Below are 16,590 nucleotides of genomic sequence, written 5' to 3' on the forward strand. Positions count from 1 at the left end.
GTTGCTTCACTGCGCCGCCGGCGGCTGCACCGCCGCGGCGAGCAGTTTTTCCGCGGGTGCCAGGCGCTCCGTCATCCCGGCCGGCAGGCCGTGGCGCCCTTCCAGGCTGGCGACCGGCTCGTACACCAGCCAGGTCTTGCCCTGTTCGTCCTCGCGCACGAGCACCTTCAGCGGCAGCTCCAGCGCGAAGTCGGGCGCCGCCTGCATCAGCGGCGTGCCGCCTTTCGGATTGCCGTAGACGACGACCGTGGCGGGCCGCATCGCCAGGCCGGCGTCGCGCGCGCCGGCCTGGTGGTCGATCGTGGCGAAGATGGTCATCCCCTTGCCGGCCAGCGTCGTGCGCAGGCGCGTCAGGGTGTCGTCGAAGGAATAGGGACTGGCGAGTTTCATGGTACGGATCTCCTGCGCGGCGGCCGTGGAGGCGCCCGCGATGACTAGTGCAGCGAAGAAGGAAGCGCGCAGCACGGTCGTGCAGCGCGCGGACAAGGACGGATGGTTCATCGATCACCTTTGGCTAAGAAACGAGTTGAACAAGCGTGGGACAGGCCGGCGCGGGCTGCTACATGCCTAGCAGCCGGATCAGTCCGTAGCTAGCCGCCGCGAGGCCGAGCAGCGACACGACCACGACCGCCGCGACCCTGCCGCCCGCACGCAGCACGGCGCGCACGTCGACGCCCAGGCCGAGTGCCGCCATCGCCATGATGGTCAGCACGTTGGCCACGGCATGCGCCGGCCCCAGCGCCGCCTGCGGTATCCAGCCGAGGGAACGCAGGACCAGCAGGACCACGAAGCCGACGATGAACCACGGCACCAGGTGCGACAGGCTTGGACGCGCGCGCCCATCGCCCTGGCCGAACAGCGAGAGGACCAGCACCACCGGGCCGAGCATGAGGACGCGCACCAGCTTGACGAGCGTGCCGGCATGCACGCTGGCGCTCGACACGGACGCCGTCGCCGCGAGCACCTGCGGCACCGCGTACACGGTCAGGCCGGCGAGCACGCCGTATTCGACGGCCGTGAGCGACAGCACGCCGACCAGCAAGGGCAGGACCAGCACCACGACGACGCCGAGGACGGCCGTGAACGCGATGGCGGCGGTCACCTCCTTGCCGTCGGCGTCGATGACGGGCGCCACCGCCGCGATCGCGGAGTTGCCGCAGATCGCATTGCCGCAGGCGATCAGGATCGCCATCTTGCGGGGCAGGCCCGCAAGGCGCCCGATCGCGTAGCTGAACGCCAGCGCCAGCACGACGACGGCGGCGATGCCGACGACCAGGCCGACGCCGTCGGACAGCAGCGTGCGCGCGCTGACCGAAGCGCCCAGCAGCACCACGGCGATTTCCAGCAGCAGGTGGGCGCCGACGCGGATGCCGGGATCGAAGCGCGCGTCGATGCGCGCCAGCGTCCTGATCGCCGTGCCGATCAGGATCGCCAGCACCAGGCTCTCGAGCCAGGCGCGGCCCAGCAGCATGGTTTCCGCCCGCTCCACCAGGCAGGCCAGCACGGTCACGCCGGCGCACAGCAGCAGGCCCGGCAGCGCCGCAACGACAGTGGCCCATCCGTGCTTCATGTTCGTCATCGTCTCCAACGTCCTGCGTATATCGATATGCGTATTCTGCCGAGAAGGCGCGGAGACGGGACCTCCCAGGCGGAGGGGCGGCCACCCGGATTGCATGGACGGCGCCATGGGCGCCGCGCCAGATCCAAAGTCAGTGGCCCGGAACGGGATGCTTCCGTACATTCGGGGCCTATCGGGGCCCGTCGATGTCGCACGGTCCCGCCCAAGAGGAGGATTGCATGAACGCGTTTCCCAAACATGGCCCGGACATCGCGCCGGGCATGGTGCGGCTACTGGCGACGTCCGCCGGCCTGATCGTCGCCAACCTGTACTACGCCCAGACCCTGGTCGGCCCGATCAGCGCCGCCACCGGGCTGTCCGCCGCCGCGGCGGGCCTGATCGTCACGCTGACCCAGGTCGGCTACGCGCTCGGCCTGCTGTTCATCGTGCCGCTCGGCGACCTGGTGGAAAACCGCCGGCTCGTCTTCGTCTCCCTGCTCGCGACGGCCGCCGCGCTGGCCGCCGCGGCGCTCAGCGACAGCGCGGGATTGTTCCTGGCCGCGTCGCTGGCCATCGGCCTGGGTTCCGTCGCGGCGCAGATCCTGGTGCCGTTCGCCGCGCATCTCGCGCGCGAGGAAAACCGCGGCCACGTGGTCGGCAAGGTCGTGAGCGGCCTCCTGCTCGGGATCATGCTGGCGCGTCCCGCCGCGAGCCTGGTCGCCGGCCACGCGAGCTGGCACGTCGTGTTCGGCGCCGCCGCGCTGGCGATCCTCGTGCTGGCCTTCGTCCTGCGCGCCAAGCTGCCGCCGCGGATGCCGGCGCACCAGCTTTCGTACGGCCGGCTGATCGCGTCGCTGTGGCACCTGCTGGCGACGACGCCCCTGCTGCGCCGGCGCGCCGCCTACCACGCCGGCCTGTTCGGCGCGTTCAGCCTGTTCTGGACCGTCACGCCGCTCGTGCTGGCGGGCCCCCGGTTCCAGGTGTCGCAAACGGGCATCGCCATCTTCGCGTTGGTGGGGATGGCGGGCGCCGTCGCGTCCCCGGTCGCGGGGCGCCTGGCCGATGCGGGCCATACCTTGACGGCGACGGCCGCCGCCCTCCTGCTCGGCATCGCGGGCTTTGCGCTGCAGCTGTTCCAGCCGGCCTCGCGCCCCGTCGCCATCGGCGTGCTGGTCGTCGCATCGATCGTGCTGGACATGGCGGTCGCCGCCAACCTGGTGCTGGGCCAGCGCGCCATCTTCACGCTCGGCGCCGAGGTTCGCAGTCGCCTGAACGGCATCTATTTCGCGCTGTTCTTCGGTGGCGGCGCGCTCGGATCCGCCCTGGGCGCCTGGACGTATGCGCACCACGGCTGGCATGCCGCGCTGCTGACCGGCATGGCCTTCCCGGCCGCGGCCCTGCTCTACTGGGCCGGCGAACTGCGCGGCCAGCCGGCGCTGTCGCGGAGCGCGCCGTGAACCCGGGCAGCACACCGCGCGCGCTGATCATCGGCGGCTCGATCGGCGGCTTGCTGAGCGCCATCCTGCTGCGCGCCATCGGCTGGCGCGTCGATGTGTTCGAGCGCTCGCCGCACGCGCTGGACAGCCGCGGCGGCGGCATCGTCCTGCAGGCCGACGTGCTGCACGCCTTCCGCTTCGCCGGCATCCGGCACGGCACGCTGGGAGTAGCCTCCGGCGACCGCATCTTCCTCGACCAGGCGGGCGACGTGCTGCAGCGCACCTGGCAGCCGCAGACACAGACGTCCTGGAACATGCTGTACCAGACGATGCGCCGGGCCCTGCCCGACGACTGCGTGCATCCCGGCGCGGCGCTGGCGCGCGTCGAGCAGGCCGCCGACCAGGTGCGCGCCCATTTCGCGAATGGCCGCAGCGAAGCCGGCGACCTGCTGGTCGGCGCCGACGGCGCCCGCTCGACGGTGCGCGCCCAGTTGCTGCCGGACCTGGCGCCCGCCTATGCCGGCTACGTGGCCTGGCGCGGCCTGGTGCCGGAGCCGGACCTCGACCCGGCGTCGCGCGCCTTGCTGGCCGGCGTATTCGCGTTCCAGCAGGGAGACGACCATATGCTGCTCGAATACCTGGTGCCGGGCGAGGACGGCGCCACCCAGGCCGGCCGGCGGCGCTGGAATTGGGTGTGGTACCGCAAGGTCGATGCGGCCCTGCTGCCGGCCCTGCTGACCGACCGCGACGGCCACCCCCACGCATTCTCGCTGCCTCCCGGCGCCCTGCCCGAAGCGCGCGCCCGGGCGCTGCGCGCCGACGCCGACGCGCACCTGGCGCCGCCGTTCCGCGCGTTGGTACATGGCACCACCGAGCCCTTCATCCAGGCCATCCTCGACCTGGCCGCGCCGCGCATGGTGTTCGGGCGCATCGTACTGCTCGGCGACGCCGCCTCCGTGCCGCGGCCGCATACCGCCGGCGGCACCGCCAAGGCGGCGGCGAACGCCCTGGCGCTGGCGCAGGCGCTGCAGCGTACCGAGGCCCCGATCGAGCGGCGCCTGCAGGCCTGGGAAGCCGAGCAACTGCGCGCCGGCCGGGCGATGACCGACCGGGGCCGCGCGATGGGCGACCGCATCATGGGCATCGACCGCCCCGCGTAGCGCCAGCCCCTCCGCCACGACACGACCACCTCTCCACAAGGAGCACGACCATGACGAACCTGTTCGACCCCATCCACCTCGGCGACCTGATACTGCCGAACCGCATCGCCATGTCCCCCGTCACGCGCGCGCGTTCCGGCCGCGACGGCATACCGACGTCCGACACCGCCGCTTATTATGCGCAGCGCGCCGGCGCGGGCCTGATCGTCAGCGAAGCGACCAACGTGTCGATCGACTCGGCCGCGTTCGAACTGGCACCGGGCTTGTACGACGAGGCCCAGATACGCGGGTGGCGCCGCGTGATGGAAGCCGTGCATGGCGCCGGCGGCACCCTGTTCGCGCAGCTGTGGCACAGCGGCCGCGTGAGCTCCTACGCGCTGCTGGACGGCCGCGCGCCGCTGGCGCCGTCCGCCGTGAACGACGACCTGCACCTGCTGCAGGCCTACGGCGCGCTCGCCAATGGCTTCTACACACGCATCGCCGCCTCGCCGGCGCGCGCCATGACGGCGGCCGACATCGACCAGGCCATCGCCGCCTTCCGCAGCGCCGCGCGGCATGCGGCGCAGGCAGGCATCGACGGCGTCGAGATCCACGCCGCCAACGGCTACCTGCCGCAGCAATTCCTGTCGCCCCACACCAACCGCAGGGACGACGCGTTCGGCGGCAGCCTCGCCAACCGGGTGCGCTTCCTGGAGCTGGTGCTGCGGGCCGTCCTCGAAGAGATCCCGGCCGGCCGCGTTGGCGTGCGCCTGTCGCCGTTCGCCGCCTACAACAACGCGCCCGATCCCGATACGGAAACGACGTACGCTTGCGTGGCACGCCTGCTGGACGGCGCCGGCATCGCCTACATCCACGCGGCCGACACGAATGCCTGGGGCGGCGCGCCGGACATGGAACGCATCCTCGACATCCTGCGCCCCAACTTCAACGGCGCGATCATCGCCAACGGGGGCCTGGATCCGGACAGCGGCGCCGCGCTGCTGGCGCGGGGCCGCGCGGACATGGTGTCGTTCGGCCGGCGCTTCATCGCCAACCCCGACCTGGTCGCGCGCATCCGCCAGGGCGGGCCCTACAACGAGCCCGATCCGTTCACCTTCTACGGCGGCGGAGCGGCCGGCTACCTGGATTATCCGACACTGGACGGTGCGCGCCCTCGTATCCTTTGAGATAGCTAGACGCCGACAGGCGCCGCTCGCGACAATCGCTTATCCGATCACGAGGAACGACCATGCAATTGCGGACTCTCTTCGGCGGCGCTGCCGTCGCCGCCATCGCCGCCGCCGCGCTGGGCGGCCTGTACGCCTGGACCCGGGCGGCGCCGATCGCGCCCGCCGACGCGCCGCCGGCGCCGCCTCCGCCGGCAGTCCTGGCCGCCGGCGCGCGCGTCGTCGCGCTGGGCGACTGCATGGTGTGCCACACGGCCGGCGACGGCCCCGCCTACGCGGGCGGACTCGGGCTGCGCACGCCGTTCGGCACCATCTACAGCACCAACATCACGCCCGACCCGGAAACAGGCATCGGCCGCTGGACGCTCGACGCGTTCCGGCGCGCGCTGCGCGAAGGCACGTCGCGCGACGGCCACCTGCTGTACCCGGCCTTCCCCTATATCCACTACACGCGCATGTCGGACAACGACATCGAGCTGGCCTACCGCTACCTGATGACGCGCACGCCCGTGCACGCTCCGGCACCGGCCAACGAATTGATGTTCCCGCTGAGCTTCCGTCCCGTGCTCGCGTTCTGGAACATGCTGTACCTGCGCCCCGGCGGCAGCGACATCCCGGCGCGGCAGGCGACGCCCATCGAGCGGGGACGCTACCTGGTCGATACACTCGGCCACTGTGCGTCCTGCCACAGCGGCCTGAACCTGATGGGCGGCGAGCGCTCGCCCGCGTTCCAGGGCGGCCGCATCGACGGCTGGAATGCGCCCGCGCTGACGCGCCTGACTGCGGGCGACGCGCCCTGGACGCAGGCCGACCTGGTCGAATACCTGCGCGGCGGCCTCGCGCCGGGGCACGGCGCGGCGAAGGGACCGATGCGTCCCGTGACCGAGCGCCTTGCAGGCGTGCCGCGCGAGGACGTGGAGGCGATCGCCGCCTACCTGATATCGATCCAGGTTGCACCGCAGGCCAAGCCGGCCCCCGCGCCTGCGACCAGGCCTGCCGCTGCCGTCGTTGCCGGCGAAGGCCCAGGGGCGCAGCTGTTCGCCGCGGCCTGCGCCGGCTGCCACGCGGCGCAGGCGCCGATGATGCGCATCGCGGACCGCCCGGGGCTGGCGCGCAGCAGCGCCGTGCTGGGCAGCGATCCCGCCAATTTCGTGCAGACGGTCCTGCAAGGCATCCCGTGGGAGAGCGGGTCGAACGTCTACATGCCGCCGTTCGCCGACACCCTCGACGACCAGCAGATCGCCCAGCTCGCCGCCTACGTCCGTACCGGCATCGCCGCCAAGCCGGCCTGGAACGACGTCGCCGCCACCAGCGCCAAGGCGCGCAAGGAGAACCAGCAATGAGTACCCGCATCACCCTCAACGGCAAGGCGCAAGCCCTGCAATCCGACCCGGCACGCCGCTGCTGTACGTGCTGCGCAACGAGATGCGCCTGAACGGCGCCAAGTTCGGCTGCGGCATGGGCCAGTGCGGCGCCTGCACCGTCATCGTCGACGGCAAACCCGTGTTTTCCTGCGTGACGCCGCTGGGCGCGCTCGAAGGCCGCGCCGTGCGCACGGTGGAAGGCCTGGGAACGGCGCAGCAGCCGGGCCGGCTGCAGGCGGCCTTCATCAAGCACCAGGCGGCGCAGTGCGGCTACTGCATCGCCGGCATGATCATGCGCGCCCAGGCCCTGCTGGACAAGGTACCGCATCCCACCGACGACCAGATCCGCAAGCACATGCAGCCGAACCTGTGCCGTGCGGCACCCACCATCGCATCCTCGCGGCGATCCGCGACGTGGCGGACGGAGGCAAGGCATGAGCGGCCCGGACATGCACCGCCGCGCGATCCTGAAGGGCGGCGCCCTGGTACTCGGTTTCTCGCTGCTGCCGGCGGCGCATGCGGAACTGAATGCGCTGGGACTGCCGCCGCTCGTCGATGCGCGCCTGCCCGGCAGCCTGAAGAACACGCCGATGCTCGACGCCTGGATCCGCGTGGCGGCGGACGGCAAGGTCACCGTCTGCAGCGGCAAGGTGGAACTGGGCACCGGGCTGCGCACGGCGATGATGCAGATCGCCCTCGAACAGCTCGAGCTGGCGCCGGCGGACATCCAGTTCATCGCCGGCGACACCCTGCTCACGCCCAACGAAGGCTTTACGGCGGGCAGCCACAGCGTGGCCGACGGCGGCACCGCCCTGCTGCACGCCTCCGCCCAGGTCGCGGCCCTGCTGCGCGCCGGCGCGGCCGCGCAGTGGCAAGTCGATGCGGACAGCGTCGTGCTGCGCGCCGGACGCGCCGTCGCCACGGATGGCCGCAGCATGCACTACGGCGAGGCCGTCAAGGGATTGCGCACGCCCGGCCTGCACCGCAGCGCCACCGCCACGTCGCCCCTGCGCGATCCGGCGCGCTACCGCCTGATCGGCAAGCCGGTCCCGCGCGTGGACATCCCGGCCAAGGTAACCGGGGGCGTCGCCTATGTGCAGGACATGCGCCTGCCCGGCATGCTGCATGCGCGCGTCGTGCGTCCGCCCCGCCTGGGCGCGCGCCTGGCCGCGGCCGACCTGGCGGCGGTGCGGCGCCTGCCCGGGGTGCGCCATGTCGTGCGCGACGGCAGCTACCTGGCCGTGCTGGCGGACGACGAATGGCGCGCGGTGAGCGCGATGAACGCCCTGGCGGCGCAAGCGCGCTGGGAAGGCGGCACGGTGCTGCCGAAGCCCGAGGATATCCACGCGACGCTGGAACACCTGCCGGCGCAAGACCTGGTCATCCTGGACCGCGGCCGCATCCGCGCGAGCGCGGGCCGCGGCGTCGCCGCGCGCTACACCAAGCAGTACGTGATGCACGGCGCGATCGGCCCTTCGTGCTCGGTAGGCCACCTGGCCGACGGCGTCCTCACGATCTGGACCCACACGCAAGGCGTGTATCCGCTGCGCGCGGCGCTGGCGGAGCTGGTGCGCATGCCCATCGAGCGGGTGCGCTGCATCCACACGGAAGGGTCGGGATGCTACGGCCAGAACGGCGCCGACGACGTCGCGGCCGACGCGGCCCTGCTGGCCTGCGCCGTTCCCGGCACGCCGGTGCGCGTGCAGCTGATGCGCGACCAGGAAAACCTGTGGGAGCCGTATGCGCCGGCCATGGTGACGAACGTGCATGCGACCCTCGACGCGAACGGGCGCGTCGACCAGTGGCGGTACGAATTGTGGAGCGGCTCGCACAACGAGCGTCCGGGCAATGCGGGCAAGCTGGTGCCGGCCTGGCTGCTCGCCAAGCCCATCGCGCCCTCGCCCTCCGAACCCATGCTGCAGCCCGAGGGCGGCGGCGACCGCAACGCGCTGCCCCTGTACGATATCCCGAACGCCCACGTGGTCAACCACTTCCTGCCCGTGACGCCGCTGCGCACCTCGGCCATGCGTTCGCTGGGCGCGCACCTGAACATCGTGACGATCGAAAGCACCTTCGACCAGCTGGCGCAACTGGCCAGCGTCGATCCGGTGCGGTTCCGCATCGACCACCTGGCCAGCCAGCCGCGCGCGCAGGCCGTGGTGCGGCGCGCCGCCGAGATGTTCGGCTGGCAGCCCGGCGCCAGGCTGGCGCGCAACCGCGGCGTCGGCTTCGGCTTCGGCCAGTACAAGAACCTGATGGCCTACGTCGCCATCGCCGTCGAGCTGGAATACGACCCGGACCGCAACGACGTGCGCATCCTGCGCGTCTCCTGCGCCGCCGACTGCGGCCAGGTGGTCAACCCGGACGGCGCGCGCAACCAGCTCGAGGGGGCGATCATCCAGTCGTCCAGCTGGACGCTGTACGAACACCTGCGCTACGGCCCGCAAGGCATCGGCAGCTTCGACTGGAGCAGCTATCCGATCCTGCGCTTTTCCCGCGTGCCCGAGAACATCGACGTCGACATCCTGGACCAGCCGGGGCAACCGTTCCTGGGCGTGGCGGAGGCGGCCCAGGGGCCGATGGCGGCGGCGCTGGCCAATGCGCTGGCGCAGGCGACCGGCATCCGGCGGCATGATTTGCCGCTGCTGGGGCAGGCCCGCTGAGCGCGGGGTGCGGGACAAGCAAGTCGCCCCGGCCTGCGCCGGGGCGACGGTTTTTGCCAGTTATTTCAACAAGCTTCAGCGCGCTGCCGCAGCCGCCTTCGCCCGCGCCGCGTGCAGCTTGCGGTAGCTGTCCATCAGGCGGTGATGGCGGTCCAGGCCTTCCAGCTGCATGCTGGTCGGCGTGAGGCCGTAGAAGCGCACGCTGCCGTCCACCGAGCCGAGCGCCGCGTCCATGCGCGCATCGCCGAACATGCGGCGGAAGTTGACGACGTAATCGTCCAGTTCCAGCTCCTCGTCGAGCACCACTTCCAGCACCACGTTCATCGCCTGGTAGAACAGCTTGCGTTCGACGGTGTTGTCGTTGTACTGCAGGAAGGCGCCGACGAGGTCGTGCGCGTCCTCGAAGCGTTGCAGGGCCAGGTTGATCAGGAGCTTCAGTTCGAGCACGGTGAGCTGGCCCCATTCCGTGTTCTCGTCGAACTCGATGCCGATCAGCGTGGCGATGTCCGAGTACTCGTCCAGCTCGTTGTTCTCCAGGCGGTCGAGCAGCGCGGCCAGCGCATCGTCGTCCAGGCGGTGCAGGTTCAGGATGTCTTCGCGGAACAGCAGCGACTTGTTGGTGTTGTCCCAGACCAGGTCCTCGACGGGATAGACTTCCGAATACCCCGGCACCAGGATGCGGCAGGCCGTTGCGCCCAGCTGGTCGTAGACGGCCACGTAGACTTCCTTGTCCATGCCGGCCAGGATGCCCAGCAGCGCCGCCGCTTCCTCGGCGTTCGCGTTCTCGCCCTCGGCGGTGAAATCCCATTCGACGAAGTCGTAGTCGGCCCTGGCGCTGAAGAAGCGCCACGACACGACGCCGCTGGAATCGATGAAGTGCTCGACGAAGTTGTACGGCTCGGTGACGGCGTTGCTCTCGAACGTGGGCTGGGGCAGGTCGTTCAGGCCTTCGAAGCTGCGGCCCTGCATCAGTTCCGTCAGGCTGCGCTCCAGCGCCACCTCGAAGCTCGGGTGCGCGCCGAAGGAAGCGAACACGCCGCCCGTCTTCGGGTTCATCAGCGTCACGCACATGACCGGATACTGCCCGCCCAGCGACGCGTCCTTGACCAGCACGGGGAAGCCCTGCTCTTCCAGGCCCCGGATGCCGGCCACGATGCCCGGGTATTTCGCCAGCACGTCCTGCGGCACGTCCGGCAGCGCGATCTCGCCTTCCAGGATCTCGCGCTTGACGGCGCGCTCGAAGATCTCGGACAGGCACTGCACCTGCGCCTCGGCCAGCGTGTTCCCGGCGCTCATGCCGTTGCTGGCATACAGGTTCTCGATCAGGTTGGACGGGAAGTACACGGTCTCGCCGTCCGACTGGCGCACGAAGGGCAGCGACACGATGCCGCGCTCCACGTTGCCGGAGTTGGTGTCGACGAGGTTCGAGCCGCGCAGCTCGCCGTCCGGATCGTAGATCGCCATGCAGTAGGCGTCGAGGATCTCCTCGGGCACGGCATCGTCCGGACCCGGCTTGAACCAGCGCTCGTTCGGATAGTGCACGAACGGCGCGTTGGCGAATTCCTCGCCCCAGTAGGCGCCGGCATAGAAGTGGTTGTTGCTGATGCGTTCGATGTATTCGCCCAGGGCCGACGCCAGCGCGCTTTCCTTCGTCGCGCCCTTGCCGTTGGTGAAGCACATCGGCGAATGCGCATCGCGGATGTGCAGCGACCACACGTTCGGCACGATATTGCGCCACGACGCGATCTCGATCTTGATGCCCAGGTTCGCCAGCAGGCCCGACATGTTGGCGATGGTCTGCTCCAGCGGCAGGTCCTTGCCCGGAATGTAGGTATGGGCGCCCTCTGCCGGCTGCAGCGTCAGCAGCGCCTGCGCATCGGCGTCCAGGTTCGCGACTTCCTCGATCACGAATTCCGGGCCCGCCTGCACCACCTTCTTGACCGTGCAGCGGTCGATCGAGCGCAGGATGCCCTGGCGGTCCTTTTCCGAGATGTCCGGCGGCAGCTCGACCTGGATCTTGAAGATCTGCTGGTAGCGGTTTTCCGGGTCGACGATATTGTTCTGCGAGAGGCGGATGTTCTCCGTCGGGATGTCGCGCGTATCGCAGTACAGCTTCACGAAGTACGCGGCGCACAGGGCCGACGAGGCCAGGAAGTAATCGAAAGGACCGGGCGCCGAGCCGTCGCCCTTGTAGCGGATCGGCTGGTCGGCAATGACCGTGAAGTCGTCGAACTTGGCTTCGAGACGCAGCTTGTCGAGAAAGTTGACCTTGATTTCCATGATGGCACTCGCCTGCAATACAAAAGCCGGCCAGTATGCCACGACTCGTCGCCGGATCAAAGCCGGACGGCGCGATCGGCGGCTAGCGCAGGTCGTTCCCCGGCGCGGACGCCAACCGTGCGCACGCCGCCGGGCAAATAGCGGATGCTGGCGTGTCCACGCCGCCGTGCGATGGCTCGCCTCGCCGTCCTGCCTGCGGCGACCATCGCCCCATGCAGGCGCATGACGGCACCGTTTCATCGACGACAGGAGAAAGCATGCACGCTCCCCTTCCCGCCACGCCGCATGCTGGATCGCATGCCGGACTGAAAGCCCTGTATGCCGCGAACGTGATCGTCGCGGCAAGTGCCTGGGCGGCCGACATGAACAGGACGCATATGTTCAATCCCACCTGGCCGCCGCACGCGAAGTTCCACGACGGAATCACCATCAGCCTCGCCAGCTTGACGGGCGCGGCAGGCCTGTACTTCCTCGCGCGCCAGCCGTTCGAGGCGCGCGTGAATACGGCGCTGGGCGCTTTGATGCCGGCACTGTTCTTCGGCGCGCAGGCCTTGGCGTTCCTTTATCCGGGGGCCAGGGGCATCGAGGCGGAAAACCCGAGGCTTGCCCCCAGGGTGGCGGGCGTGCGCATGAACGAGCTGCCGTTCTCCCTCGCAGGGCTGGCGCTGGCCGGCATCGGCTACCTGCTGGCGACGAAGGCGCGGCGCTGAAAGCCTGGCGTTGCCTTAGAAGTAATACCCCGCCTGCAGATTGATCCTGCGCGTGAAACCGTCGTGCGCGGCCGAGGTCGACGCGAGTCCGCCGCCGTCCGGTGACAGATAGGGGTGGTGCTTGCCGAGCATGAAGTCCATGTAGAACGTCCACTTTCCGGACGAGAAGGTCACGCCCGTCACGTTCTGCACGGAGTCCTTGTAGCCACGCGTGCGCTTGTGCAGCACGCTGTAGTCGTTGTAGAGCCTGAAGCCGCCGAACGGGCCGAGGCGGCCCGGGATGTCGTAGCTGACGTTGGCGATATGGATGTCGCCGTTCGCCGCCACCGGATAGGGATAGCCGAATCCGCCCAGCATCACGAAGCTGTTGGGGTCCAGGCCGCCGTAGGTCTGGGTCGGACCGTGCGCGGTCCGGTAGCGATAGCGCAGCGATTCCAGCATCAGCTTGAACGGGCCGACCGTGCCCCGGTAGTGAACGGCCACGGCATGGCGCCGGGTATCCGTACCGCTGCCGTTGTCGATCGTCCCCGTCAAGCCGGAGAGGCCGACCTCGTGCCGTCCGCCGGGACCGACATGCCAGGCCGTGCGCGCGATCAGCGTGTCGCGCTCGCGGTCATGCTGGCCCGTGCCGTAGCCGTGCGCGTCGTCGTCGGGGACGATGTTGTAGGAGTAGCGGTTCGATGCGCCGGCCGTGTTGCCGCCGCCGCCGTAGGAGCCGCCATCGCGCGGATAGAAGCCCAACTGCCATTCGAACGGGCCGGGACGGCTTTTATAGGTCACGCCCAGGTCGTACTTGTCTTCGAAGCCGGCATAGAAGGCGATCGATTCGTAGAAGTTGTTCGAGGCCAGCGGCTGGAGGCCGAACAGGTTCTGGTCCAGCCCCACGTGCACTTCGCTCTTGTCGGCGAAACGCATGCCGACCCAGCCATGATGCAGGAAATGCTGCCAGTAGCCGCCCTGCCCTTTCGGAAACCGGTTGTAGCGGTACTGGGCCGATCCGATCAGGCTGCCGTCGTCGTAGTTCAGGTCGACGCGCGCCGTATCCAGGCCGAAGAAGCCGCTGCGATAGTCGTCCTGCCAGCTCTTGTGGACGTAATTGAAGCGTATCGCCCCGCCCACCGTCAGCGGCGACGCGGATGTTTCCTGGGCGTGGACGGGCGTGCCGGCCAGTGCGCCGGCGACCGCCAGGATGGCACACAAGCCGCGTAGCGGGTGCATGCGGCGTCTTTCTGTGTCACACGTCGTGATTGAAGTGGAAACAAGGGGAAGTGTACGGATGTGCAAACTCAAATCGGGTGTTCCTCCATATCGGTAAGGGTCGGGGATCGGCGGATAGCATTACGGCAACGACAAGCCATGCGGGAACGTGGCCATGGGGACGGCGGAGCCGGGGCGCGGGAGGCGCTGTACGGGATGCGACGGCCGGTTATTCTACCGCCTCAGAAAAGTTTGGACAAATGTAGATGTTTGTTTTATAATAGCAACCCACCCCGGAGCTGGCCTCGGCCGGCTTCCAGCACGGGATGCACACCGCACCATCGAACAGCGGGAGCATTCGCGCACGATTTCCCGGCAGTGAACGGGAAATCATTCTCGGGCCCTGCGCCCACATCATTAATCGCTTGGCGAAGTCTTCTTCGAATGCTTCGTCAAACACCTTGGCGCCATTTTTTACATGGCGCCCGCGTGGTCGAAAGTCCTGAAACCCAGCCTCTTTCGACGCGCACATGACGCCCTGCCACCGGCATGCGCCTGCCGAACGAGCGTGTTTCGCCGCCGTTTGCCGCTCGCATGCGCCGCCGCGCCATCGCATCGACGATGGCGCCGGTTCGACCGGCTCCCATCGAGCGGTCGGCCGCGGAGCGTCATGGCACCGCCAAACCGAAGGAGAACCATCACGTGGCAAAACAAATCGTCATCGACCAAGTCTTCAAAGTATTCGGCGACCAGCCCGAGGAAGCGCTGGTGCTCGTCCGGCAAGGAGCCAGCAAGCAGGACATCCTGGCCAGCACCGAATGCACCATCGGCGTCTACGACGCCAGCTTCACCATCGAAGCGGGAGAAATCTTCGTCATCATGGGCCTGTCCGGCTCCGGCAAATCGACGCTGGTGCGCATGCTGAACCGCCTCGTCGAGCCGACGGCGGGCCGCATCCTCATCGACGGCAACGACATCAATACCCTGCCGGACACCCAGCTGCGCGCGCTGCGGCGCAAGGACATCAGCATGGTGTTCCAGTCGTTCGCGCTGCTGCCCCATGTGACCGTGCTCGACAACACGGCATTCGGCATGGAGCTGGCCGGCATCCCGAAGGCGGAGCGCCATGCGCTGGCCCGGCAGGCATTGGAACAGGTGGGCCTGGCCGCCTACGGCGCCAGCTATCCGGACGAGCTGTCCGGCGGCATGCAGCAGCGCGTGGGACTGGCGCGGGCGCTGGCCTGCGACCCGTCGATCCTGCTGATGGACGAGGCGTTTTCCGCGCTCGATCCCATCATGCGCAAGGACATGCAATCCGAGCTGCTGCGCCTGCAGCAGATCAAGCGCCGCACGATCGTCTTCATTTCGCACGACCTCGACGAGGCGATGCGCATCGGCGACCGCATCGCCATCATGAAGGACGGGCACGTGGTGCAGGTGGGCACGCCGGAAGACATCCTGCGCAAGCCCGCCAACGACTACGTGCGCAACTTCGTGCGCGGGGTCGACACGGCGGCCGTGTTCAAGGCCGGCGATATCGCCCGCAGGAGCCAGATCGTCGTGTCGGAATCGCCGACCCGCGGCTCGCGCGCCGCGCTGTCGATGCTGGAAGAGCAGGACCGCGCGTACGCCTACGTCGTCACGCCGGCCAACAAATTCCTCGGCCTGGTGTCGGTGGATTCGCTGCGCACCGCGCTGGAAGGCCATACGGGTCCGCTGGGCCTCGCGCACGCCTACCTGCCGGACGTGCAGGCGATCAGTGCCGACGAACCCGTCGCCGGCCTGTTCGGCCAGGTGGCGCAGCTGCCGTATGCCGTCCCTGTCGTGGCGGGCGACGGGAGCTTTCGCGGCGCCATCAGCAAGACCACCTTGCTGAAGTTCCTCGACCGCGACACGCCAGCCATTGCCGAGCAACACACACAGAAAGGACAAGCATGAATCCAACTACCGCCATCACCACAACCCCGGCGGCGCCGGCAGCGCCGGCCGTCGAGCAAGCGACCCAGGCCAACCCATGGCTGCCGACCCCGCCGGCCGACACGTCCTGGCTGGACGCGGCGGCGCCGGCCGCCACGCCCGCGCACGCCGGCGGCGTCGACCTGACGCGCATCGTCGACGGCGCCCTGCCGCTGCAATCCTGGATCAACGAGGGCCTGGGCTGGGTCGTCGAGCACTTCCGTCCGTTCTTCCAGGCCGTCCGCGCGCCCATCGACGCCACGCTGAACGGCGTGGCCCACCTGCTGCAGGCGGCGCCGTCGCTGGTCGTGATCGCCATCATCGGCCTGCTCGCCTGGCAATCTACCAGCAGCGCACTCGCCATCGGCACCGTGGTGGCCCTGCTCGTGGTCTCCATGCTGGGCGTCTGGCCGGAAGCGATGATCACGCTGTCGCTGGTGCTGACCTCGCTGGCCTTCTGCCTGGCGATCGGCTTGCCGCTGGGGATCTTCCTGGCCAGCAGCGACCGCGCGCAACACATGCTGCGCCCGCTGCTGGACGCCATGCAGACGACGCCCGCCTTCGTCTACCTGGTGCCCGTCGTCATGCTGTTCGGCATCGGCAATGCGCCAGGCGTGATCGTGACCATCATCTTCGCCCTGCCGCCGCTGGTGCGCCTGACCGATCTCGGCATCCGCCAGGTCCGCCCCGACCTCATCGAAGCGGCCCGCGCCTACGGCGCTTCGCCCTGGCAGCTGCTGACCCGCGTGCAGTTTCCGCTCGCGATGCCGTCCATCATGACCGGCATCAACCAGTCGCTGATGCTCTCGCTGTCGATGGTCGTCATCGCCTCGATGATCGCCGTGGGCGGCCTGGGCCAGATGGTATTGCGCGGCATCGGCCGCCTGGACATGGGCCTGGCCACCGTGGGCGGCCTCGGCATCGTGCTGCTCGCCATCACGCTGGACCGCCTGACGCAGGCGATGGGCCAACCGCGCCGCGGCGTGCGCCACTGGTACCAGACGGGACCCGCCGGCTTCATCCTGCGCCTGGTGCGCGGCAGCCAGGAACGCCGTGAAGCGGCCGCGCCGACCACGCCCGTCACCGAATGAACAAGAAAA

General features: G+C 69.2%; 12 protein-coding genes and 1 pseudogene. 9 read left to right on the forward strand and 4 right to left on the reverse strand.

Features of this window, described 5'->3' with window-relative positions:
• Positions 1-6 precede the first annotated feature (6 nt).
• Positions 7-501, reverse strand: coding sequence for a DUF302 domain-containing protein (locus tag QPK32_RS01315; RefSeq protein ID WP_290410976.1), 495 nt, complete (start codon positions 499-501; stop codon positions 7-9).
• Positions 502-559: 58 nt separating this feature from the next.
• Positions 560-1,579, reverse strand: a complete 1,020-nt coding sequence (locus tag QPK32_RS01320) for a YeiH family protein (RefSeq protein WP_290410977.1) — start codon at positions 1,577-1,579, stop codon at positions 560-562.
• A gap of 218 nt (positions 1,580-1,797) precedes the next feature.
• Here QPK32_RS01320 and QPK32_RS01325 point away from each other — a divergent pair, with 218 nt between their 5' ends.
• The 6 genes and pseudogenes from QPK32_RS01325 (at position 1,798) to QPK32_RS01350 (ending at position 9,347) form a co-directional block, all read left to right on the forward strand.
• Positions 1,798-3,015 (forward strand): MFS transporter, encoded by a 1,218-nt coding sequence (locus tag QPK32_RS01325; protein ID WP_290410978.1) that lies wholly within the window; start codon positions 1,798-1,800, stop codon positions 3,013-3,015.
• Complete coding sequence (locus QPK32_RS01330; protein WP_290410979.1) at positions 3,012-4,154, forward strand: FAD binding domain-containing protein; 1,143 nt, start codon at positions 3,012-3,014, stop codon at positions 4,152-4,154. The genes QPK32_RS01325 and QPK32_RS01330 overlap by 4 nt, the downstream gene beginning before the upstream one ends.
• A gap of 50 nt (positions 4,155-4,204) precedes the next feature.
• Positions 4,205-5,320 (forward strand): alkene reductase, encoded by a 1,116-nt coding sequence (locus tag QPK32_RS01335; protein WP_290410980.1) that lies wholly within the window; start codon positions 4,205-4,207, stop codon positions 5,318-5,320.
• A gap of 62 nt (positions 5,321-5,382) precedes the next feature.
• On the forward strand, positions 5,383-6,663 hold the full coding sequence (locus QPK32_RS01340) for a cytochrome c (protein WP_290410981.1): 1,281 nt from the start codon (positions 5,383-5,385) through the stop codon (positions 6,661-6,663).
• Positions 6,660-7,122: pseudogene (locus QPK32_RS01345) on the forward strand ((2Fe-2S)-binding protein). Before QPK32_RS01340 ends, QPK32_RS01345 begins: the two are co-directional and overlap by 4 nt.
• Positions 7,119-9,347 (forward strand): molybdopterin cofactor-binding domain-containing protein, encoded by a 2,229-nt coding sequence (locus tag QPK32_RS01350; RefSeq protein ID WP_290410982.1) that lies wholly within the window; start codon positions 7,119-7,121, stop codon positions 9,345-9,347. The pseudogene QPK32_RS01345 and the gene QPK32_RS01350 overlap by 4 nt, the downstream one beginning before the upstream one ends.
• A 75-nt stretch (positions 9,348-9,422) precedes the next feature.
• Here the strand turns inward: QPK32_RS01350 and QPK32_RS01355 are convergent, their stop codons facing one another.
• The gene (locus tag QPK32_RS01355) at positions 9,423-11,627 is read right to left on the reverse strand and encodes an OsmC domain/YcaO domain-containing protein (RefSeq protein ID WP_290410983.1); all 2,205 of its coding nucleotides are present in this window, start codon (positions 11,625-11,627) and stop codon (positions 9,423-9,425) included.
• 257 nt (positions 11,628-11,884) lie between these two features.
• On the opposite strand from QPK32_RS01355, the gene QPK32_RS01360 reads away from it, so the two are divergent.
• The gene (locus tag QPK32_RS01360; protein WP_290410984.1) at positions 11,885-12,337 is read left to right on the forward strand and encodes a DUF6640 family protein; all 453 of its coding nucleotides are present in this window, start codon (positions 11,885-11,887) and stop codon (positions 12,335-12,337) included.
• A 15-nt stretch (positions 12,338-12,352) separates the two neighbouring features.
• Here QPK32_RS01360 and QPK32_RS01365 read toward each other — a convergent pair whose 3' ends face one another.
• Positions 12,353-13,555, reverse strand: coding sequence for a hypothetical protein (locus QPK32_RS01365; protein ID WP_290410985.1), 1,203 nt, complete (start codon positions 13,553-13,555; stop codon positions 12,353-12,355).
• Positions 13,556-14,236: 681 nt separating this feature from the next.
• On the opposite strand from QPK32_RS01365, the gene proV reads away from it, so the two are divergent.
• Positions 14,237-15,472, forward strand: coding sequence for a glycine betaine/L-proline ABC transporter ATP-binding protein ProV (proV, locus tag QPK32_RS01370; RefSeq protein ID WP_290410986.1), 1,236 nt, complete (start codon positions 14,237-14,239; stop codon positions 15,470-15,472).
• Positions 15,469-16,581, forward strand: a complete 1,113-nt coding sequence (proW, locus tag QPK32_RS01375; protein WP_290410987.1) for a glycine betaine/L-proline ABC transporter permease ProW — start codon at positions 15,469-15,471, stop codon at positions 16,579-16,581. Before proV ends, proW begins: the two co-directional genes overlap by 4 nt.
• The last annotated feature ends 9 nt before the right edge of the window (positions 16,582-16,590 follow it).

The organism is Massilia sp. YIM B02763, from assembly GCF_030412015.1.
GTDB lineage: Bacteria > Pseudomonadota > Gammaproteobacteria > Burkholderiales > Burkholderiaceae_D > Telluria.